Source organism: Shewanella fodinae (assembly GCF_014651955.1).
Classification (GTDB): Bacteria; Pseudomonadota; Gammaproteobacteria; order Enterobacterales; family Shewanellaceae; genus Shewanella; species Shewanella fodinae.
Map to the genome: position 1 here is coordinate 18,640 of NZ_BMXW01000019.1, position 22,199 is coordinate 40,838.

Here is a 22,199-nt window from a genome sequence, read left to right on the forward strand (position 1 = left end):
CGGTCTTTTGCTACTCGGTTTTCTGAGATAAATTTTGGCGTGATTTATCGACTTTTTGTGGATAAATACTGCATTTTCTAATTATGGCCATGATTTTATATTATTTCGAAAAATAGGTTTTTATTAGAATAATTATCTAAAAAACTACTTTTCTTCAAAAATTGAAATCATCAGATTTCGATTATTTAGCGTCATTTTATGCAGTTTAAAATGTCGCCGTTTTCGCTGTCTAAAAGTTAACTACCGCACATTTTTAAACCTGCAAAAAATATGTATCTTATTGATTATGTGATCAATTATTCAATCATGTCGCTAGATGTATCAACGTGATTAAAAAGTTGATTTAAGTCAATGTTTGATGATTAGAGTGGTGGCAGGGTAGGTGCGGTTGTTATAAAAATCACGAAAATTGATGCGGTATCAAGTCGCTATGGAGTGAGTAAATGAAAAAGAATATCCTGTCAGGATTGATAGTTGCTGCACTGTTTTCTGCTGCTGCACCGGCAATGGCTCATCAAGCTGGGGACATTATTGTTCGAGCTGGTGCCGTGGTGGTAGCTCCAAACGAATCAAGTGATAATGTGGTAACTCCAGATTTGGGAAATCTTGGAGAGTTTGACATTAACAACAACACTCAGTTGGGGTTAAATTTCGGATATATGTTGACCGACAACTTCGGGATCGAACTGTTGGCGGCAACCCCGTTTTCACATGATGTGAAATTGGCCGGCACTAAAATTGCGGAAACCAAACACCTGCCGCCAACCTTGGTTGCACAGTACTATTTTGGGACTGCCGAATCTCAGTTGCGTCCATATGTTGGTGTAGGTGTTAACTATACCAACTTTTTTGATAGTAAATTTACTAATGATCTGGGTGGTAAATTGTCAGATCTGAGCTTGGAAAATTCTTGGGGATTGGCCGCTCAGGTAGGGATTGACTATCAAATCAACAAAAATTTCCTCGTTAACGCTTCTGTATGGTATGCCAAAATCAATACTGATGTGAGCTTCAATTACCATTATGGTGTTGGCAATAGCAGTGTTGCCCCAGTGACTATTGATACTGACATCGACCCATGGGTTTATATGGTCAGTGTTGGTTACGTATTCTAATAGCCTGTTGGGGGCGAATAAAAAAGGCGCATTTAGCGCCTTTTTTATGTCTTATAAGTTGTTATTCAATGGCAGTGGGTTCTTTCGCTTTTTTCTTTTTCCAGTGACGAGTGTTGTAAATATATTCAGGCAGTAACAGGGTCAGCCAAGCAACCAGACGCCAACGCTTGGTGACGTACACTCGGCGTTTCCCTTTCAACAAAGCATCAACGACCTGGCGTGCCACCTCATCTACAGGCGATAACCAAATACGACTGTGCTGTAGTGCCGCCTTATCCAGCAGTCCCAGTTGGATATCGGTAATAGTGATGGGTAACTTCAGCCGTTGCGCATGCATAGACAGCCCTTCTAGGTAATTTTGCGCAAAGGCCTTGGCGGCGTGAAATGCCACACTGGGTCCACCGCGCAAACCCGCAATAGAGTTAATTGCGGCTATTTGGCCGACCCCTTGCTCGCGAAATAAGCGAAAGGCAGTATTGCAAATGGCGGCAAAGCCACGCACATCGACTTCTATAATTTCCTGTTCCAGCGTCCAAGGCAAATCAGGGTGATAAGAGTTAAGTCCAGTATTAACCAATACTAATCGTACCCCATCCATTTCTTGCCAGACTTGCTCCAGTTGCGGAATGAGTTGCTGCGGATCTTCAATTGATAGTTGGTAAACGTTAGCCGCAGACGGTAATTCAGTGGCAAATTCGCGGATGGTATCAGCGTCGTGCGCCAGCAATGCCAACTCAATGCCTTGGGCGGATAATTGCCTTGCAATCTCCTTACTCAACATTGAACTGGCACCGACAATAATGGCGGAGGTTTTAGACATAATGGCACTCTACTGCGGAAGATGGGTCTTATAATAGGGAGATAGTCGCGCCTTCTCAAGAATTAACAGTGGAAGTATAGACATCTAGAAGTCTTTATGTATGATTGTGATGATCTCTCCGTGTTAATAAGCCCTTCGACTGATGGCTGACCACAGGCCTGCAATAACCGGAGAGTCATGTAATCTCCAATAAACACCAAGAGGCGGATGATGCCCGTAAGAATTCCTGATAATTTGCCTGCAGCCGATGTGCTTGAATCTGAGAATATCTTTGTGATGTCTGAGAGCCGGGCCGCAATGCAGGACATTCGGCCGATGAAAGTGCTGATCCTCAATCTGATGCCCAATAAGATTGAAACCGAAACGCAGTTATTGCGGCTTTTAAGTAATACACCATTACAGGTGGATATTGACTTACTGCGGATTCACGACAAAGAATCCAAGCATACTCCTATGGATCATCTCAATACTTTCTACCGGGATTTTGAAGAGATTAAAGAGCGTAACTTTGATGGCTTGATCATCACCGGAGCGCCACTGGGTAAGCTGGATTTTGAAGAGGTCACCTATTGGGATCACATCAAAGAAGTTATTGATTGGTCGCAAACCCATGTTACCTCAGTGCTGTTTTTGTGTTGGGCGGCCCATGCTGGCCTGTTTCATCTGTACGGGTTAAAGCGGGAGATCCTTAATATCAAATGCTCCGGTGTGTTCGAGCATACCCGTGTGAAGGCCCATATCCCTTTGCTGCGCGGATTTGACGATGTATTTTATGCGCCTCATTCCCGTTATGCGCAAATGAATATTACAGAACTGAAAGCACATCCACAGTTGTCAGTCTTGGCGGAATCTGCAGAGGCTGGCGCTTATCTGGTCATAAGTAAGGATCACCGCAATCTGTTTGTCATCGGTCACCCGGAATACCGCAAAGGTACCTTACGGGATGAGTATTTTAGGGATCTTGCTGCGGGTATTGCACCGCAGATCCCGAAGAATTACTTTCGTAATGACGATCCCAATGCTGAGCCGATAGCCCGTTGGTTTGGTCATGGGAATCTGCTTATCAGTAATTGGCTTAACTACTACGTATATCAGTTAACACCATATGATCTGAGCGATCTCAGCGCGAAAACGCCTTGGGAACAACGTAACGCATAAACCTATACAAGCCACCGCCTAGGTGGCTTTTTTGCGCAAGGTTTGTGAATCAAATCTCCTAGGCACCTTTTAGTTCTCTCGCCAGTTTTAATCCCTTCCAATCCTTTATTCTCGACACGCAAATTTTTCAGCATGACCTAATATTAGACCAACGGCTAGTTGCTTTACGTTCGCGTAAACGTAATCCTTGCAATCGTCGCTTAACTATAAAGGCTTCTTTTGGGGAGAAGGCCATCACTATCAAGGGGGCGAAGATGGGCGTAACAATCACTGATGATGTAGTGATCGTCGCCGCACGGCGGACACCGATGGGCGGATTTTTGGGGAGTTTGGCATCGGTGCCCGCCCCACAGTTAGCCGCGACTGTGATTAGAGAACTGTTGCACAGTACACAGTTGCCAGCAGAGCGCGTTAGTGAAGTGTTACTGGGGTGTGTGCTGCCAGCGGGGGTCGGGCAGGCTCCTGCGCGTCAGGCGGCCTTGGGGGCTGGTCTACCACTGTCGGTGGGGGCTACCACACTGAATAAAGTCTGTGGTTCTGGGATGAAGTCGGTAATGCTAGCGCACGATATGCTTCGCGCTGAAACGGCTGAGGTCGTTATTGCTGGCGGTATGGAAAGCATGAGCCGAGCGCCTTATATGCTGGATAAAGCACGTACCGGACAGCGCATGGGGCATGGTCGGCTGGTGGATCATATGTTTATTGATGGCCTGGAAGATGCCTATACCGGTGCATCCATGGGCAGTTTTGCGCAAAAAACAGCAGACGAATTTGGGCTGTGTCGCGCTGATATGGATGCGTGGGCGCTGACATCGCTAACGCGGGCAAAGGCCGCGATTGCCGAAGGCGCTTTTGCCGCTGAAATCGTAGCAGTAACGGTCAATGATCGGCGCGGAGATTATCAGATAGATACTGATGAACAGCCGGGCAACGCGAAACCAGAAAAAATTCCGACATTAAAACCTGCATTTGCGCAAGATGGCACTATCACTGCAGCTAATTCCAGTTCCATTTCAGATGGCGCAGCCGCTTTGATGCTGATGCGTCGTTCCTTGGCACAATCACTGGATTTACCGGTATTGGCCACTATCAAAGGCCACAGCAGCCATGCCCAGGCTCCAGCCCTGTTTACCACAGCACCTATTGGTGCAGTTGAAAAACTGCTGCAAAAACTCAACTGGACCACTGCCGATGTCGATCTGCTCGAAATCAATGAAGCGTTTGCTATGGTGACCATGCTAGCCATCAACGAGATGCGTCTAGACCCGGAGAAAGTGAATGTGAACGGTGGTGCCTGTGCTCTTGGTCATCCTATCGGCTGCTCTGGGGCACGCATTTTAGTCACGCTTATCCATGCGCTGAAACAACGTGGTCTCAAACGCGGTATTGCCACTTTGTGCATTGGTGGCGGTGAAGCGACTGCTATTGCCGTTGAGGTATAACACGGCACTTTCAACAGGACTCATCTCTTATGACAACGCTTATAAAACATTTTATTGCCGGTGAATTCACTGCCGGCCACGGCTCTCGCAGTATCAGCGTGACCAACCCGGCTGATAATCAACAAATCGCTCAGATAAATTGTGCCACCGCCGCCGAGATAGAACAGGCGATCAGCAGCGCTGCCCAAGCGTTTACAGAGTGGCGCAAGGTTGCTGTTCCAGAGCGGGCGCGGCTGATGCTGCGTTACCAGCACCTGCTCAAGCAGCATCATGACGAATTGGCAACCATTCTTGCGAAAGAAACTGGCAAAACTTTTGCGGACGCGCGCGGCGATGTTTGGCGCGGCATCGAAGTGGTAGAACACGCATGCAATATTCCCTCTTTGTTGATGGGAGAAACAGTCGAAAACGTGGCAAGCGGGATTGATACCTACAGCATGATCCAGCCTTTAGGCGTCTGCACGGGTATCACCCCTTTTAACTTCCCGGCGATGATCCCGTTATGGATGTTTCCATTGGCAATTGCCTGTGGCAATACCTTTATTTTGAAGCCGTCGGAGCAAGACCCAATGACCGCGCAGCGGTTGGCCGAACTGTTCGAGCAAGCGGGAGCACCGAAAGGGGTGCTGCAACTGTTGCATGGCGACCGTGAAGTGGTTGATGCCTTGCTGTGTCATCCACAGATAAAGGCGATCTCCTTTGTTGGTTCGGTTGCGGTTGGGCGTCATGTTTACCAGACCGGTACTCAGCATCTGAAGCGGGTACAGGCATTTGCTGGTGCCAAAAATCATTGTGTGATTATGCCGGACGCCAATAAACAGCAAGTGATTAATCAACTGGTCGGTGCTTCTGTTGGTGCCGCCGGTCAGCGCTGTATGGCAATTTCGGTGGCCGTGTTTGTTGGTGATGCAAAAGCCTGGTTACCTGAATTACGAGATGCTATGGCGAAAGTGCGGCCGGGGCTTTGGAATGACTCGGAGGCGGGATTCGGACCACTTATCAGTCCACAGGCTAAACAAAGAGTTCTGCAACTGATAGCACAGGGTAAAGCTGAAGGTGCCCAATGTTTGCTGGATGGTTCGAACGTCAGCGTGGCAGGCTATGAAGCGGGGAACTGGGTCGGCCCAACCTTATTCAGCGATGTTACCGAAGAGATGACGTTGTATCGCGAAGAGATTTTCGGCCCAGTATTAAGCTGTATGGCCGTTGACTCATTGGAGCAGGCCATCGCGCTGGTGAATCGAAATCCTTATGGTAATGGTACATCGCTATTTACCGCCAGTGGCGCTGCGGCACGTAAATTCCAACATGAAATTGAAGTGGGGCAAGTGGGCATCAATATCCCTATCCCCGTGCCATTACCATTTTTCTCCTTCACTGGCTGGAAGGGTAGTTTCTACGGTGATCAGCACGCTTACGGTAAGCAAGCCGTACGTTTTTACACCGAGACTAAAACCATCACCAGTCGCTGGTTTGATGATGACATTTCTCACGCGCCCAATATGACAATCAATTTGCGCTGATAAATGAGGTTAAGTTGCAACAGGCGGTGACGTTGTCATCGCTGGGAGTATCTGATGGATTTTAATCTGAATGAAGATCAGCGCCAGTTTGTTGAGCTGGCTCGTCAGTTTGCTGCTGAAGAACTGGCACCACATGCGGCGAAGTGGGATGCCGAACATTACTTTCCCAAAGCGGTCATTCAGCGTGCTGGTGAATTGGGGTTTTGCGGTCTATATGCCGCGGAGGAGTGTGGTGGTTTAGGGCTATCGCGGTTAGACGCAGCGTTAATTTTTGAACAGTTGGCGCAGGGTTGTACTACGACAACTGCCATGATCACCATCCACAATATGGCAACCTGGATGCTGTGCCGTTGGGGCAGTGCGGAGCTAAAAAGTGCGTGGGCCGAGAGCCTCACCTCCGGGCAGAAACTGGCCTCATACTGCCTGACAGAACCCGGTGCCGGAAGCGATGCCGCGTCACTGACCACCCGCGCAACTCGGGACGGTGACGAGTATCTGCTCAACGGCAACAAATGTTTTATTTCCGGTGCGGGTGCCACGGAGTTGCTAATAGTGATGGCTCGTACCGGGGCTGCTGGTGCTAAAGGCATCTCGGCGTTCGCAGTCCCTGCCGATGCTCAAGGTGTCAGCTATGGCAAGGCGGAAGAAAAGTTAGGTTGGAATGCCCAACCGACACGGCAGATAAGTTTTGAGCAAGTGCGTATTCCTGCCGGTTATCGCTTAGGCGATGAGGGGCAAGGTTTCAATATGGCGATGAAAGGGCTCGATGGCGGACGTATCAACATTGCCGCATGCTCTGTGGGAACGGCGCAGGCGGCGTTACAGCAGGCACTTGGTTACATGCATGAGCGTCAGCAGTTCGGTAAGCCATTGGCCGCATTTCAGGCGTTGCAGTTCAAACTCGCCGATATGGCGACGGAGCTGGTGGCGGCGCGGCAAATGATGTACCTGGCTGCCAGCAAATTGGACGAACAAGCTGCTGAAGCGACAGCATACTGCGCCATGGCAAAACGTTTTGCTACCGATGCCGGATTCGCTATCTGTGACAGTGCGTTGCAGATCCACGGTGGTTACGGTTATATCCGTGAATATCCGTTGGAGCGACATTTCCGAGATGTGCGAGTGCACCAGATCCTTGAAGGTACCAACGAGATCATGCGGCTGATTATCGCTCGGCGATTGCTGGAGCAAGACAGTGCGCTGGCCCTGTAACCGGAGTGTTTATGTTACCGTCAATCGCTGAAATTGAAGGCCACTGCGCCGTTATCACCATCAATAATCCGCCAGCCAATACCTGGACCTTAGTCAGCTTGCAACAGCTGCGAGATACCATTAACCAATTAAATCAGGATCCTGACATTCGTGCTCTGGTCATTACCGGCGCTGGTACGAAATTTTTCTCTGCTGGCGCGGATCTCAAACAGTTTGCTGATGGCGATAAAGGAAATGCTGCCACTGTGGCTGCTGCATTCGGCGCTGCCTTTGAAACGCTGAGTGCTTTTCGCGGAGTATCGATTGCCGCCATTAATGGTTATGCCATGGGCGGTGGGCTGGAAGTGGCTTTGGCTTGTGATATCCGCTTGGCTGAAGAACAGGCACAACTGGCGCTACCGGAGGCCAGTGTCGGCTTGTTACCTTGTGCCGGTGGTACCCAGAATCTTACCGCGTTGGTGGGAGAGGGTTGGGCCAAACGGATGATCCTTTGTGGTGAGCGGCTGAGTGCAGCCAAAGCAGTCACCATCGGTTTGGTGGAAGAGGTGGTCGCAACCGGTACGGTATTGCAGCATGCGTTGGCATTAGCGGGCAAAGTGGCTAACCAAAGTCCGGCCAGTGTTAGCGCCTGTAAACAATTGATCCAATCCGGCCGCAAGATGCCGCGTAGCCAAGCTTTACCGCTGGAGCGTGAATTGTTTGTGGCGCTGTTCGGTACTGAAGACCAGCAGGAAGGTGTCAATGCATTCTTAGAAAAACGTCCGGCACATTGGCGCAATGCTTAAGGAGAATATCTGTGGAACAGGTGCTGTTTAAAACCCTGGAAACTGTCAGTGGTAAACACATAGGTGTTGCTACACTGAATGCAGAAAAATCACTTAATGCGTTGGATTTGCAGATGGTGCGGCTATTGGCAAAACAGCTGCAACGTTGGCGACAGGAACCGCAGATTGCCGCCGTGGTGTTGGATGCTACTGGTGATAAAGCGTTTTGTGCTGGCGGCGATGTGCGGGCACTGTATCAGGCGCAGCAAAGTAATCCCGGCAGTTTTACCCATGAAGCCCGTTTATTTTTTGAAGAGGAATATCGGCTGGATTATCTGCTCCACACCTTCGGCAAGCCGATACTGGTGTGGGGCGATGGTATCGTAATGGGGGGCGGACTTGGTCTGATGATGGGCGCCAGTCATCGCATTGTGACTGAGCGTTCCCGGATTGCCATGCCGGAAGTAACCATCGGTCTGTACCCTGATGTCGGTGGCAGTTATTTCCTCGGGCGATTGCCAGGTAAAATGGGTCTGTTCTTAGGGCTGACGGCCTACAATCTCAACGCCGCCGATGCACGCTACTGTGGCTTTGCCAATCATTTTTTGGCTGCTGCCGACAAACAGCGGTTGCTCGACGCCATGAGTACCCTGAGTTGGGGCGACAATCACACCCTCAACCATCAAAAACTACATGATTTGCTTACCATGCTTGCGACCAACTGCAGCGAACATCCCGGTAGCAGCAGGCTCAAAGCCCATCAGCAAGTGATTGATGCACTGATGTCGGGAACACTTGCTGAAGTACTGCAAAAAATGCATAGCCTGACGTCGGATCAGCCATGGTTGCTAAAAGCGCGTGACACCATGCTGAGTGGGAGTCCACTTAGTTGGGCGTTGGCTTGGCAACAGGCGAATCTGGGGCACAGCATGAAGCTAGCTGACTGTTTTCGTATGGAGTTAGGTTGGAGTTTGAACTGTTGTGCTATTGGTGATTTTTGTGAAGGTGTCAGAGCCTTATTAGTTGATAAGGATCGTTCACCGCAATGGCGCTACGGTAATGGTCGCTTGCCACCGCAGGAGGCGGTAGACGCATTACTGGCCAACCCTTTCCCGCATGAGCATCCACTTGCCGACCTTTGAAGGCCTATTGAAACAGGAGAATACAATATGAGTACTGTCGCATTTATTGGTTTAGGCAATATGGGACTGCCAATGGCTATCAACCTGCTGCATAAAGGTTTTAACGTACGTGCCTTTGATTTGGTCGCCGATGCGGTCGCTGCTATTGCTGCTAAGGGCGCCACTGCCTGCCACAGCGCCGTGGACGCAGCGACTGGCGCTGATGTGGTGGTGTCTATGTTACCGGCAGGCAAGCATACCCGAGCGTTATACCTCGGGGATAGCGACAGTGAAGGGCTATTGCAAACAGTGGCCGAAGATTCACTGTTAATTGATTGTTCAACGATTGATGCGGCTACAGCTAAAGAGGTGTCGCTGAGCGCCGAGGATAAAGGTTTCGATTTCGTCGATGCGCCCGTTTCTGGCGGTACATCAGGCGCTACTGCGGGCACGCTGACCTTTATCTGTGGTGGTAATGTTGCAGCAGTAGAACGCGCCAAACCCATTCTCAGCGCTATGGGCAGCAATATTTTTCATGCGGGTGGCCCCGGCAGCGGACAACTGGCCAAAATCTGCAACAATATGTTGCTGTCGGTATTGATGGTTGGTACCAGTGAAGCGCTCAGTATGGGTATCGATAACGGTTTGGATCCTAAGGTGCTGTCAGATATCATGAAGGTCAGTAGCGGCGGCAACTGGGCGCTGGAAAAATACAATCCATGCCCTGGAGTGATGCCAGAAGTGCCGGCATCTAAAGGCTATCAAGGCGGTTTTATGGTCGATTTGATGGTAAAAGATCTGGGGTTAAGTCAGGAAACGGCGCTCAAGAGTTTGTCAAGTACACCAATGGGCGCGTTAGCTCGAGCCCTGTTTGTGGCACACGCGCGTAACGGTAATGGTCGCCGCGATTTTTCCAGTATATTTGAGCAGTTCTGCAATAAAAAAGCATAATCACAAGGAATTTGGGATGGAGATTAAAGGTAAGGTGGTGGCAATTACCGGTGGTGCCGGTGGTTTGGGGTTTGCCATGGCACAACAACTGGCAGCTGCCGGGGCCAGACTGGCACTCATCGATCTTGACCAACAGAAGCTGGAACAAGCCTGTGCGATGTTGGGTGATACCGAGGTGCAAGGGTATGCCGTTGATATCACTGACGAGGAGGATGTGATTGCGACCTTCCGTTTCATCCTAGAGGACTTCGGGCAACTCAATGTGTTGGTCAATAATGCTGGCATTTTGTTAGATGGTATGTTGCTGAAAGCAAAAGAAGGGCAAGTGACTGAACGTATGTCGCTCGCGCAATTTCAAGCGGTGATTAATGTGAACCTCAGCGGCAGTTTTCTATGTGGTCGTGAAGCCGCTGCTGCGATGATTGAATCGGCGCAGCCAGGCGTGATTATCAATATATCTAGCCTAGCTCGCCACGGTAATATTGGCCAAAGTAACTATGCGGCCTCCAAAGCCGGTGTTGCATCGTTGGCGGTAGGCTGGGCCAAAGAGCTGGCGCGCTATCAGATCCGCGCCGTGGCGATTGCTCCAGGGGTGATAGCCACTGATATGACCGCGGCGATGAAACCAGAAGCGTTAGCAAGGCTAGAAAAGGCTGTGCCAGTTGGCCGTCTTGGGCAGGCAGATGAAGTAGCGGCCACTGTTAAATTTGTCATTGAAAACGATTATATCAATGGCCGGATAATCGAAGTCGATGGTGGTTTATCGCTGTAACTGCTAGTTGCTGACGCCAGTCAAAATCCTGACTATTCCCATTCGTGACAGAATGTTCTAACGTGGGGAGTAATCAGGATTTTTTGTTGTCTGCGCTCTCTGTCCAAGATGACCGTTGACATACTTCCTTTGAGCCTGAACAATTCGCGCTGATGAGAAAAATTATTTAGAGGTTAAGCATAGTTAATGCACTGGCTGGAAACTGGATTAAAGCGCATCATGCTGGTGCTGGGATGCTTGGGTGTTGTCGTCATATATGGTGGATTTTTTTACCTATTATTCAGTGGCCGCTCCACTGCTGCCATCAATTGGTTTTATTTGATTTCTCCCTGGTTATGCATTTTCTTTGGCTTGTCGAAGCGCCAGCAGCACCAGGTAATACAGTGGTTTCTCGATAAATTTAACAGCAAGCACTAAAAAGCCGCGGCCGGCGGAATACATATTGAGGGAAAATTCATGATTACCGTGGGAGCTATGGTAAGGGGGCTGAGTTTGGCGGCGTTGGTGTTGCTGCAGACATCCTGTAGCCAACAAGCGCCGGCTGAAGTAACCGCAACCGAAGGGAAAGCTACTGTGCAAATATCCGCCTATGGTACATGGACATCGCCATTAACTGCCGAAGATGTGTTTGGTCAGGCTGTTACCATTGGCCAGTTGCAAAGCGTTGATGGCGCAATTTATTTCAGTGAGTCCGATCCCAAGCAGGGCGGACAACTGGGAATTAAGAAATTGGCTGCTGATGATCAGGTAACCGAGGTCGTCCCCGCAGCGTTTGGCGTTGGAAGCCGCGTGCATGAATATGGGGGGGCGCCTTATCTGGCCATCGGCAACAGTATTTTCGTTACCCGCATGGCGGATCAGCTGTTTTATCGGATTGCGCCTAATCAGGAGCCGGTAGCGCTGACGCCTCAAGGTACCCGTCATGCCGATTGTATTTCATATTCGAAAGGCTCGCGTATTATCTGTGTTCGGGAAGATCACCGGCTTGCTGGCGAAGCCAAAGCGAGTCTGGTGACCATTAATCTGAATTTTGCGGGTGAAGGCGATACCTTTGTTGATGGTCACGATTTTTTCAGCTCCCCAGCAATTAACCAAGACAACACCCAGCTTGCCTGGATAGCTTGGGATCACCCCAATATGCCTTGGGATAATACGCAGTTATGGGTCGGTGAGCTAAATCGTAAAGGCGAAATTAGCAATGTGCATCAAATCGCGGCGAAGCTCAAAGGTGCTGTGATGCAACCGCTTTATGCGCCCGATGGGCAACTTTACTTTATTGCCGATTATGACAATTGGTGGAATTTGTATCGGCTCAAGGCTGATGGCAGTATTGAGCAAGTCACTAAACTGCAAGGCGAAATAGGGGAGCCTGCATGGGTGTTTGGCGAACATGCCTATGCATTCGAAAACGCTCACAGTGTGGTGTTCAGTTATCATCAGAATGGCAATATTCACTTGATGCGTCAGGATGTGAATAGCGGCACCAGTGAGGAACTGGCCACTGATTTTGCGGAGGTCGGACAACTGATCCGCGCAGATAACGGTGTCTATTTTGTCGGTGCCAAAGCGACGCCTGAGCGCGGTATTTACAAGGTATCTGGCCGCGGAACAGAGCTAGTGTATGCCCCGCCCATCAAAGGGTTAGAACCAGATTATATTGCTAAGCCAGTTTCGATGAGTTTTGATACCAGTGACAGGCAAAAGGCGTATGGCTATTTTTATATGCCGCAAAACCCGTTATACAGCGCTCCTCAAAACAGCAAACCACCTTTGATTATGATGTTACATGGCGGTCCCACAGCTGAAGCGAGTAGCGCCTACAGCAGTGCCATTCAATATTGGACCACCCGCGGCTTTGCGGTATTTAACCTTAACTACCGAGGCAGTACTGGCTATGGCCGAAAATATCGCCAGAGTCTGTACGGCAAATGGGGTGTCGCCGATGTGGAGGATGCTGTCAATGCTGCCAGATATTTGGTCGATGAAGGATGGGTTGACCCTAACATGTTAGCCATTCGTGGCGGCAGCGCGGGTGGTTTCAGCGTGCTATCGGCGTTGGCATTTCATGACAGTTTTAAAGCCGGTACCAGTTATTTTGGCATTAGCGACATTGAGATACTGGCAAAAGAGACCCATAAGTTTGAGTCGCGTTATCTGGATCAACTGATCGGCCCTTACCCCGCGGCGAAACAGATTTATCATGACCGCTCCCCACTTTACCATCTGCAGGGGTTGAATGAGCCTTTGCTGTTGCTCCAAGGGTTAGATGATAAAGTGGTGCCACCTAATCAATCGGAGTTGATTTACCAGGCGGTGAAGGCTAAAGGTGTGCCGACGGCTTTTATTGGCTTTGACGGTGAAGGACATGGTTTCCGTAAACCCGCTAATAATATCCGGGCGTTACAGTCAGAGTTATCTTTTTACGGCCAAGTTTTTGGTTTCACCCCCGCCGGAGATTTACCTGCGTTAACACTGGATAATGCCGCGGCACTGCCCAAACCTGTCGACGCTCAGTGATGGCAGCAGCTTTTGCCGGACAAGCCTTCAATAATAGGGCAGTCCGGTGAATCGCCACCGTGGCATTGATTAACCAATTCACTCAATTCGGCGTGTAAGTCTGCCAAGCTAGCCATGCGCTGCTCCAGCACTTTCAGGTGTTCACTGGCTAGGCGTTTGACATCGCTGGCGCAACGTTGCGGGTCGTGTTTAAGCTGTAATAAATCTTTGCACTCTTCAATACTAAAGCCGAGTTCCCGACAATGTTGCACAAACTGCAGCGCTTCCAGTTGTGAGCTGTTGTACTCCCGATAACCGTTATCTCCGCGCTCAGCCTGTACTAAACCGATATCGTGGTAATAACGGATACTCTTGATACTTAATCCGGTTGCTTTGGCTACATCACCGATTTTCATATAGCAACTCCTGTGATCCATCGCTGAACTTTTACAGTGGACAATCTTATCACACTTGACTCTCCAGTTACTGGAGACTTTAACCTTTATGACATCGAATTACCATGAGCAGTTAGCACGTAAACTGTTTAGGAGCACAAGATGAAGGTTTACCAGTTTCATATCGATAATATGCACTGTGGTGGTTGTGCCCGTAAGATCCAGGCGTTATTTGCCGAAGAACCAGGGGTGAGTGTGACTACGGATGTTGATAGCAAATCATTGACCCTGACGCTAAGCGATGAGGCAACGCTCGATGAAACACAAGCCCGTGAACGTCTAAAACAGGCGGATTATCCAGCAACTGCTGCCAGTTATTGGCATCATTTTAAGGTCGCTGATATGAATTGTGGTCACTGTGAAGCCACTATTCGTAAAGCGTTGGCAGATGCAGATGAAGTGACCGTGGACTTGTCCACTAAGCAAGTTTCGGTGCTGAGTCAGCATGATGATGCATCATTGCTGGGCTTGATTACCACTGCTGGATTTACGCCTGAGCCTTGGACCGAAACCGCGGCGACTTGGCATGAGTTTAAAGTGCCGGATATGACCTGTGGTCATTGTGAAGCCACTATTCGTAAAGCGTTGGCAGATGCAGATGAGATAAAAGTTGATCTGCCGAGCAAGAAAGTTGCCGTGTTGAGTTCATTGGATGGCGGGCAACTATTAGCTAGCATTCAAGCTGCGGGTTATAGCCCTGAAATGTGGTCTGCAATGGAGGATAACTCGCACCCAAAATCTGAAGGAGCCTCAGTCGCTGCTGCGGCTCCGCAGCCTGAAGATAAAGCCAATACTAAAACTGAGACAACAACGCCTGACGCCACTGTAGCCTCTAATGCAGCAACGGCTGACGGTGTGTTGATGTTTGTACCAGACATGAGCTGCGCCAGTTGTGTGGTGAAAATTGAAAAGGCATTTGCCAACGCCGGGGTTGAGGCCAGAGTCAATCTGGCAGATAAGCAGGTGAGCGCGGCCCATGGAGTATCGGTCGCCGATGCGCAGCACATTCTTGCCAGTGCCGGTTATCGTGGTGAAGTGGTTACCGATGCTGCCAACGCGATGGCTGATAAGGCGGCCCATGATGCTAAGGAATACCGCACTCGAATCATCCAATCGATGCTGACGCTTGGTGTGGGTATTCCGTTGATGCTCTGGGGCATGGCTGGGGGCGACATGACAGTGCATAGTGACAGTTCCCGCTGGGGTTGGGGCTTGGTGTCGCTGTTGTGTTTGTTGCTGCTTATTAGTTGTGGTGGCCATTTCTATCAAGGCATGTGGCGTGCATTAAAGGCCAAAAGCGCCAATATGGACACCTTGATAGCCTTGGGAACCGGTTGTGCCTGGCTGTATTCGTCAGCCGTTGTGCTGTTCCCAAGTTGGTTCCCTGACGGCACTCGCCATGTCTATTTTGAAGCCAGTGTCATGATCATCGGTTTAATTAATCTTGGTCACGCGCTAGAGCTGCGCGCACGAGGCAAAACCAGCGAAGCGGTACAAAAACTGTTGGGGTTGCAGGCGAATACGGCGCTGCTGGTTACCGAAAACGGTGACAAGGCTATGCCCATCAGCGACCTGAAGCCTGGCGATATCCTGCGCTTACGTCCGGGTGACCGGGTGGCACTGGACGGTGAAGTCGTCAACGGCGAGTCACTGCTAGACGAATCCATGTTGACCGGTGAACCCATGCCCGTCAAGAAGACCCAGGGCTCTGTTGTTAGCGCTGGCACAATTAATGGTGATGGTTCCCTCACTTACCGTGTAATGGTGGGGCCTAAAGATACCCGGTTGGCAAAAATCATCGCCTTAGTGCAGGAGGCGCAGACCTCCAAAATGCCGATTGGACGGTTGACGGATAAAATCGCCGGGGTGTTTGTGCCTGTCGTGGTGGTGATTGCCGTGTTGGCAGCACTTATCTGGTATCTCGTCGGTCCGGCGCCACAACTGTCGCACGCATTGGTGGTACTCACTAGCGTGCTGATCATTGCTTGTCCCTGTGCCTTGGGACTGGCGACGCCAATGTCGATTATGGTGGCTGTTGGTCGGGCGGCGCAGATGGGGGTGCTCATCAGAAATGGAGAAGCCTTGCAGGTCGCCAGTAACGTTAGCTGCGTAGTATTGGATAAAACCGGTACAGTTACTGAAGGTAAACCACAACTGGTTGCCATCCATGCCATTGAGAACGCCGAGCTAGACGAAGCGGAATTGATACAAGCAGTGGCCAGTTTAGAGCAGCAATCGGGGCATCCATTAGCTCAGGCATTTTTGGCGGCCGCTAAAGTCCGCGATACCGCGGTGGTTGAACCTCAGCAATTTGCATATCGCCAGGGTCAGGGCATTGTTGGCTCTATAAACCAACAGCAATGGTTAGTAGGGAACAGCAAATTGCTGGATGCCTTTGATGTCGCTATCAGCCCAACTGCGCAATCGCAACTGGATGATGCGGCAAGCTTAGGGCAAACCCCGGTGTTAGTAGCAAAGAATGGCAAACTTTTGGCCATTCTGGCAATTAGCGATCCTCTGCGAGCAGATGCCAAGGCGGCATTGGCAGCGTTGCGACAGCAAGGTAAAAAACTGGTATTGTTGTCTGGCGATAATCAACACACCGCCGATGCGGTCGCCAAGCAATTGGGCATTGACCAAGTGATTGCCGGAGTGTTGCCAGATGAAAAACAGGCCTGGGTGAAAAAACTGCAGCAACAGGGAGAGGTGGTCGCCATGGTCGGGGACGGCATCAATGATGCGCCAGCATTGGCGGCGGCGGATGTGGGGGTTGCGCTTGGCAGCGGCACTGAAGTGGCGATTGAAAGCGCCGATCTGACGTTATTGACTCCACGACTGGAAAATCTGGCACAGGCGTTTGCCTTATCCAAGGCTACCTTGGGCAATATCAAACAGAATCTGTTTGGTGCTTTCCTCTATAATAGTTGCGGTATTCCTATTGCTGCCGGGGTGTTATATCCGCTGTTCGGCGTGCTATTAAGCCCAGTGATTGCTGGTGCGGCGATGGCGTTGTCATCATTAACCGTTGTCACTAATGCTAATCGGCTACGCCACCAGAAATTGCAATAATCGACACCAAGCCCGCTATTTTCTGCGGTAGCGGGCTTTTGTCAGACAAGTGTCATGGCGCTGCGGTTGATAAATTCGCCGATGCTGTTTATAGTGACGCGCTTTATCCGCCAGCCTCAGCGCTGGCTGAATTTTTCATCCTTACAGCGACAAATTTGGAATTTCTGACGTGATCACAACCGCGAATATCACCATGCAGTTCGGCGTAAAGCCCCTGTTTGAAAACATCTCCGTCAAGTTTGGTGACGGTAACCGCTATGGCTTGATTGGCGCCAATGGGTGCGGTAAGTCCACCTTCATGAAAATCCTCACCGGTGAGCTGGAACCTACATCGGGCAATGTGTCATTGGATGTCAATGAACGCCTTGGCAAGCTGAACCAGGATCAATTTGCCTATGAAGAATTTAGCGTGATTGATACTGTGATCATGGGCCATAAAGAACTCTGGCAAGTGAAGCAAGAGCGTGACCGTATCTATTCGTTACCGGAAATGAGCGAAGCAGATGGTATTAAGGTTGCCGAACTGGAGATGGAGTTTGCCGAGATGGACGGTTACACCGCAGAGTCTCGGGCGGGGGAACTGCTACTGGGTGTTGGGATCCCACTGGAGCAACATTTTGGCTTGATGAGTGCAGTCGCTCCAGGCTGGAAACTGCGCGTGTTGTTGGCACAGGCGTTGTTTGCTGACCCCGATATTTTGCTGCTCGACGAACCCACTAACAACTTGGATATCGATACTATTCGCTGGTTACAAGAAACTTTGAACCAGCGTAACAGCACCATGATCATCATTTCTCATGACCGTTATTTCCTCAACTCTGTCTGTACCCATATGGCGGATCTGGACTATGGCGAATTACGGATCTACCCAGGCAACTACGATGAATATATGACGGCAGCGTCGCAGGCGCGTGAGCGCTTGCTGGCAGACAACGCCAAGAAGAAAGCCCAGATTGCTGAATTACAAACCTTCGTTGCCCGCTTTTCCGCAAACGCTTCTAAGGCAAAACAGGCAACCTCCCGCGCGCGGCAGATTGATAAAATCAAACTGGATGAAGTTAAGGCATCCAGCCGTGTTAATCCCTATATCCGCTTTGAGCAGGACAAGAAGTTGTTCCGCAATGCGCTAATTGTCGAAAACCTCAGTAACGGCTTTGACCACCCGTTGTTCAATAACGTTAACCTGATTGCCGAAGTGGGCGAGCGCATTGCCATTTTGGGTGAAAACGGTGCGGGTAAAACGACCTTGGTGCGCACGCTAATCCATGATTTACCACAAAAAAGCGGTACTATTCAGTGGTCAGAAAACAGCAGCATTGGTTATTACGCACAGGATCATGCTGACGATTTTGAGAACGATATGAATTTGTTCGACTGGATGAGTCAGTGGCGCCGTGAGGGGGATGATGACCAAGCTGTGCGCGCAGTCTTAGGGCGAATGCTATTCAGTGCCGATGATATCAAGAAGTCGGTCAAGGTGCTGTCTGGTGGCGAGCAGGGCCGCATGCTATTTGGCAAGCTGATGTTGCAGAAACCCAATATTCTGGTGATGGATGAGCCGACTAACCATCTGGATATGGAATCGATTGAATCACTCAACAACGCGCTGGAAATGTATGAAGGAACCTTGTTCTTCGTCTCTCATGATCGTGCGTTTGTGTCGTCACTGGCAAATCGGATCATCGAAATTTCCGCGCGCGGCGTGACAGACTTTAAAGGCCGCTACGACGAATTTTTGGCCAGTAAGGGCATTGACGGTTGAATTAGCCAATTGTCTTAAAAAGGCCTGCCAATGCAGTAATGCCGATCAGTTAAGACAGTTCGCTTGACGGTTTTGCTGAAAAGATCAAAATCCGATGACTTTATGTCATCGGATTTTTTATGTAACGCTTAGAAGCACTCGCTCGGCCTGCTGCTGGCCTATAATCTCATCAGATATAAGATGTTATTGATGGCTAAAAGCTTACTATCAGTCCATCCCGATCAACAGAGTTTTCGGGATGTAGCGTGTCATATCATCTTCAAATTGACACAACTGTCATCACAAGCGCCGGGCAATGTCCCGATAAACGTATTGGAAATAGAACGCAAGGCACGGCAATTTAAGTTGGATGGTAAATGGGAAAGGGCTTATCCACGCGTTCTTAAAATGAGCAGAATTAAGTTGCTAATTAGAGCCAAGAAAAATGCCGTTCACTCTTGAGTGAACGGCATTAAGCCAATACAGGCTTTTTATCTGGCGCCTTTAAATATGGCGCCAGTCGCTGAATGCGGCTTTGGCCTTCTGTAGCTTTGCATATGCCTGTAACAGGCTCTGGTGTTTATTAAAACTCAGTAACCCTCCGGTTTTGGGCAGATCATAAGCGGCAATTTGACCGTTGATATGCTGCAACGCCAATGTCACATCATGCTCGGTAAATAAACGGCGGAATTTCGGCAGATACTCCTCTGGTTCCCGGTCTTCTGCCTGCATCTGCAAAAGGGCCAGCAATGCGTGATAAAAGCGTAAACGGGGCTGTTTTTCTGCCGAGATGCCATAAGCATTGAAATCCACGGTCCACTGCGCCCAATCTTGAGCGTCTTGTAGTTCGTTCAACGCTAGCGCCAACAAACAGCGCAGCTCGCCAATACGCAATGTTGCCCATGCACTATTAGGGTCTACTGCAATGCACAACAACTGATCCAGCGGTTGAAACTCATCTAAATCCAAGGCATCAATTTCGGCCAGAACCTGCTCAGCTTTTTGCGCATCTGTCGGTATTTGTAACCACTGCTCAATCAGTGAACGGAGCCGCATCGCTCGGTTGTTATTGGCAAATGACAGGTCATCCACCGGATAGATCTCTGAATAGCCAGGCACCAGTATGCGGCAGGCATAGGTCTGTAGGTGGCTGTAATCTGCGATGTAAACTTCGGCACCTTCATCCTGAAATTTTGCCAGCAGATGTGCAAACTCTTCTTCAGTTGAGCCGCTAAAGTTCCAGTCACTGAAGGGATAATCGGCGGTTTCACGGAACAGATCCCAAGAGACTAAGCCGGATGAGTCAATAAAGTGAGTTTCCAGATTGGTGTGATCTGCTACCTCATCATTGTCGAATGACGGCGATGGGAAAATATCGAGATCTTTCAGGCTCCGGCCTTGCAGCAGTTCTGTGACTGTACGCTCCAACGCTACTTCAAAGCGTGGATGTGCACCAAAGGAAGCAAAGCAGCCACCATTTTGTGGATTGAATAAAGTGACGCAGATAACCGGATAACGACCGCCTAATGAGGCATCAAAGCAGGTGATTGGGAACCCTTCAGCTTCCAACGCCGCAATTGCTTGTTGGACTTTGGGGAAACGTGCCAGTACCTCAGTCGGAATTTCCGGTAACGAAAGGCATTCGGCAATAATCTTATTTTTAACATAGCGCTCAAAGCACTCAGACAACGCTTGGGTACGAGCTTCGGTCTTGCTATTGCCAGCTGACATCCCATTACTGACATAAAGATTGCCGATAATATTCATTGGAATATATACCAGCTCGCCATCAGACTGCCGCTCAAACGGCAAGGCGCAGATGCCACGTTGTGGATTGCCTGATTGCACATCAATCAGCGTGGCAATATCTAAATCTTGTTGCGGGTCGTAATGCCGCCACAGATAGTCGTCAAGTAACCCTTCGGGTCTGGTGTCATTCACTGGAAACCATCTTTCATTGGGATAATGCACAAATGGGGCATTCGCCAGTGCTTCCCCGAGATGAAAATCGGCAAAAAAGTAATTACAGGCAAGCCGTTCAAAATACTCACCCAGTGCACTGGCGAGTGCTGCATCACGGCTGGCACCTTTACCATTGCTGAAACATGCCGGACAGTTACGATCACGAATGTGCACTGACCAGACATTTGGAACCGGGTTCAGCCACGAAGCCTGTTCAATATCGAAGCCAAGATTTGCCAGCCGCTGTTGCATGGTATTGATCGACGTTTCCAGCGCTTCGTCTTTACCGGGGATGTATGTCAGAGTCATTAAAAGCCTTGCGAGATTATCGGTGCGAGGGGGCGCATGTTAGCACAGCTGCGATGTTTCTTGGCAATCATTATCATTCAACAAGTGTGGCAAGCCTGTGAATACACCAATTGTTACCAGAGGTAACAGCTTGCACATACAGGTTTTTTATCAACGGCTTGACTGCTAGAATGACCTCCAATTTTTTAGTCTGTTGCAGCCAGCGGCTGCCGGGGTTCAGTCACTTGGAATTTTTATACGATTACGGATTGTTTTTGGCAAAGGCGATTACCATCGTGCTAGCAGTTGCTGCTGTGGTGTTATTAGTCGTTGCGGCTTCGATGAAGCAAAAACATGAGCGTGGCGAGCTGAAATTGACTCATATCAGTGAGGAACTGCAGTCACTGCGGCATCATCTGAAGGCAGAGTTATTGGATAAAAAGGCCTTTAAAGCCTATGAAAAACAACATAAAGCGGAGCAGAAAGCGAAAGATAAAGATCAGCAATCCGCTGAGAGCACTAAACCACGAGTATTTGTGCTGGAATTTAAAGGGGGTATTGAAGCCTCTGAAGTGGCTTCGCTGCGGGAAGAGATTTCTGCGGTGCTGGCAATCGCCGAAAAATCTGATCAGGTGCTGGTTAACCTAGAAAGTGGCGGCGGTATGGTACACGGTTACGGTTTAGCCGCCAGCCAGTTGGAGCGCGTCAGACGTGCCGGATTACCGCTGACGGTGTGTGTGGATAAAGTTGCCGCCAGTGGTGGCTATATGATGGCCTGCGTCGCGAATCATATTGTTGCGGCGCCCTTTGCGATTGTAGGTTCCATCGGGGTGGTTGCCCAAATACCTAATTTCCATCGGTTGCTGCGCAAACATGATATCGATTATGAACAGCATACAGCTGGGGAATTCAAGCGGACTTTGACCTTATTCGGAGAAAATACCGATGAAGGACGCGCTAAGTTCCAGGAAGAACTGGAACAGACGCACGAATTATTTAAGGGATTTGTGAGTAATTTCCGACCACAGTTAGACGTCGCCAAGGTGGCCACGGGGGAACATTGGTACGGACAACAAGCAGTAGCGTTGGGATTGGTGGATGAGATTGGCACCAGTGATGATCTGCTGATGAAATTGGCGGACGAGAAACAGGTGATTAAAGTGCGTTATCAGATCCGTAAAAAGATTACTGATAAGCTGGCGCATAGCGCATCTTTGATGCTCAGTGAATGCTACGACCGGTTACTGCAGAAAAATCGCCCTATGTAGTTGTTATGGCGCTGCAGAAGACAAAGGCAAGGTAAATTACCT

At 49.6% G+C, this 22,199-nt stretch carries 17 protein-coding genes and 2 pseudogenes; 16 read left to right on the forward strand and 3 right to left on the reverse strand.

All coding sequences use genetic code 11. From position 1 onward, the window contains the following. Nucleotides 1-443 precede the first annotated feature (443 nt). The gene (gene ompW, locus IE064_RS14745; protein WP_189618489.1) at nt 444-1,115 is read left to right on the forward strand and encodes an outer membrane protein OmpW; all 672 of its coding nucleotides are present in this window, start codon (nt 444-446) and stop codon (nt 1,113-1,115) included. A gap of 61 nt (nt 1,116-1,176) precedes the next feature. Here ompW and IE064_RS14750 read toward each other — a convergent pair whose 3' ends face one another. Continuing rightward, nucleotides 1,177-1,935 carry an SDR family NAD(P)-dependent oxidoreductase gene (locus IE064_RS14750; protein ID WP_189618491.1) on the reverse strand — a complete coding sequence of 253 codons (759 nt, stop codon included), beginning with the start codon at nt 1,933-1,935 and terminating at the stop codon, nt 1,177-1,179. A 210-nt stretch (nt 1,936-2,145) separates the two neighbouring features. On the opposite strand from IE064_RS14750, the gene metA reads away from it, so the two are divergent. The 10 genes from metA to IE064_RS14795 all read left to right on the forward strand — a co-directional run bounded on the left by metA (nt 2,146) and on the right by IE064_RS14795 (nt 13,395). Further along, nucleotides 2,146-3,093: a homoserine O-acetyltransferase MetA gene (gene metA, locus IE064_RS14755; RefSeq protein WP_189618549.1), complete on the forward strand. Its 948-nt coding sequence runs from the start codon at nt 2,146-2,148 to the stop codon at nt 3,091-3,093. A gap of 254 nt (nt 3,094-3,347) precedes the next feature. Then, nucleotides 3,348-4,535, forward strand: a complete 1,188-nt coding sequence (locus IE064_RS14760; RefSeq protein WP_189618492.1) for a thiolase family protein — start codon at nt 3,348-3,350, stop codon at nt 4,533-4,535. A 29-nt stretch (nt 4,536-4,564) separates the two neighbouring features. Beyond that, a complete protein-coding gene (locus tag IE064_RS14765; RefSeq protein WP_189618494.1) occupies nt 4,565-6,058 on the forward strand; it encodes a CoA-acylating methylmalonate-semialdehyde dehydrogenase in 1,494 nt (497 codons plus the stop codon). A 54-nt stretch (nt 6,059-6,112) separates the two neighbouring features. Then, nucleotides 6,113-7,270 carry an acyl-CoA dehydrogenase family protein gene (locus tag IE064_RS14770; RefSeq protein WP_189618496.1) on the forward strand — a complete coding sequence of 386 codons (1,158 nt, stop codon included), beginning with the start codon at nt 6,113-6,115 and terminating at the stop codon, nt 7,268-7,270. A gap of 11 nt (nt 7,271-7,281) precedes the next feature. Beyond that, on the forward strand, nt 7,282-8,055 hold the full coding sequence (locus IE064_RS14775) for an enoyl-CoA hydratase (RefSeq protein WP_189618498.1): 774 nt from the start codon (nt 7,282-7,284) through the stop codon (nt 8,053-8,055). A 5-nt stretch (nt 8,056-8,060) separates the two neighbouring features. Continuing rightward, complete coding sequence (locus IE064_RS14780) at nt 8,061-9,176, forward strand: enoyl-CoA hydratase/isomerase family protein (protein WP_229800077.1); 1,116 nt, start codon at nt 8,061-8,063, stop codon at nt 9,174-9,176. Nucleotides 9,177-9,203: 27 nt separating this feature from the next. Next, the gene (gene mmsB / locus IE064_RS14785) at nt 9,204-10,106 is read left to right on the forward strand and encodes a 3-hydroxyisobutyrate dehydrogenase (RefSeq protein WP_189618501.1); all 903 of its coding nucleotides are present in this window, start codon (nt 9,204-9,206) and stop codon (nt 10,104-10,106) included. 16 nt (nt 10,107-10,122) lie between these two features. Further along, nucleotides 10,123-10,878 carry an SDR family oxidoreductase gene (locus IE064_RS14790; protein ID WP_189618503.1) on the forward strand — a complete coding sequence of 252 codons (756 nt, stop codon included), beginning with the start codon at nt 10,123-10,125 and terminating at the stop codon, nt 10,876-10,878. 186 nt (nt 10,879-11,064) lie between these two features. Beyond that, nucleotides 11,065-11,295, forward strand: a complete 231-nt coding sequence (locus IE064_RS18175; protein WP_229800071.1) for a hypothetical protein — start codon at nt 11,065-11,067, stop codon at nt 11,293-11,295. Nucleotides 11,296-11,334: 39 nt separating this feature from the next. Continuing rightward, on the forward strand, nt 11,335-13,395 hold the full coding sequence (locus tag IE064_RS14795; protein WP_229800073.1) for a S9 family peptidase: 2,061 nt from the start codon (nt 11,335-11,337) through the stop codon (nt 13,393-13,395). Here IE064_RS14795 and cueR read toward each other — a convergent pair. After that, complete coding sequence (cueR, locus tag IE064_RS14800) at nt 13,389-13,790, reverse strand: Cu(I)-responsive transcriptional regulator (protein WP_133039895.1); 402 nt, start codon at nt 13,788-13,790, stop codon at nt 13,389-13,391. The genes IE064_RS14795 and cueR overlap by 7 nt on opposite strands. Before the next feature lie 141 nt (nt 13,791-13,931). On the opposite strand from cueR, the pseudogene IE064_RS18340 reads away from it, so the two are divergent. From IE064_RS18340 to IE064_RS14815, 4 genes and pseudogenes are all read left to right on the forward strand, one after another. Continuing rightward, nucleotides 13,932-14,510 (forward strand): annotated as a pseudogene (locus IE064_RS18340) (heavy-metal-associated domain-containing protein); the annotation flags it as partial. A gap of 180 nt (nt 14,511-14,690) precedes the next feature. After that, on the forward strand, nt 14,691-16,898 hold the full coding sequence (locus tag IE064_RS14805) for a heavy metal translocating P-type ATPase (RefSeq protein ID WP_229800079.1): 2,208 nt from the start codon (nt 14,691-14,693) through the stop codon (nt 16,896-16,898). Nucleotides 16,899-17,067: 169 nt separating this feature from the next. Continuing rightward, entirely contained in the window at nt 17,068-18,660 is a 1,593-nt protein-coding gene (locus tag IE064_RS14810; protein WP_189618507.1) for an ABC-F family ATPase, read from the forward strand. A 144-nt stretch (nt 18,661-18,804) separates the two neighbouring features. After that, nucleotides 18,805-19,101 (forward strand): annotated as a pseudogene (locus IE064_RS14815) (IS4 family transposase); the annotation flags it as partial. Nucleotides 19,102-19,143: 42 nt separating this feature from the next. Here the strand turns inward: IE064_RS14815 and ycaO are convergent. Next, a complete protein-coding gene (ycaO, locus tag IE064_RS14820) occupies nt 19,144-20,910 on the reverse strand; it encodes a 30S ribosomal protein S12 methylthiotransferase accessory factor YcaO (RefSeq protein WP_189618509.1) in 1,767 nt (588 codons plus the stop codon). Nucleotides 20,911-21,134: 224 nt separating this feature from the next. Between ycaO and sohB the strand changes: the two genes are divergently transcribed. Beyond that, nucleotides 21,135-22,157: a protease SohB gene (sohB, locus tag IE064_RS14825; RefSeq protein ID WP_189618511.1), complete on the forward strand. Its 1,023-nt coding sequence runs from the start codon at nt 21,135-21,137 to the stop codon at nt 22,155-22,157. Nucleotides 22,158-22,199: the final 42 nt, after the last annotated feature.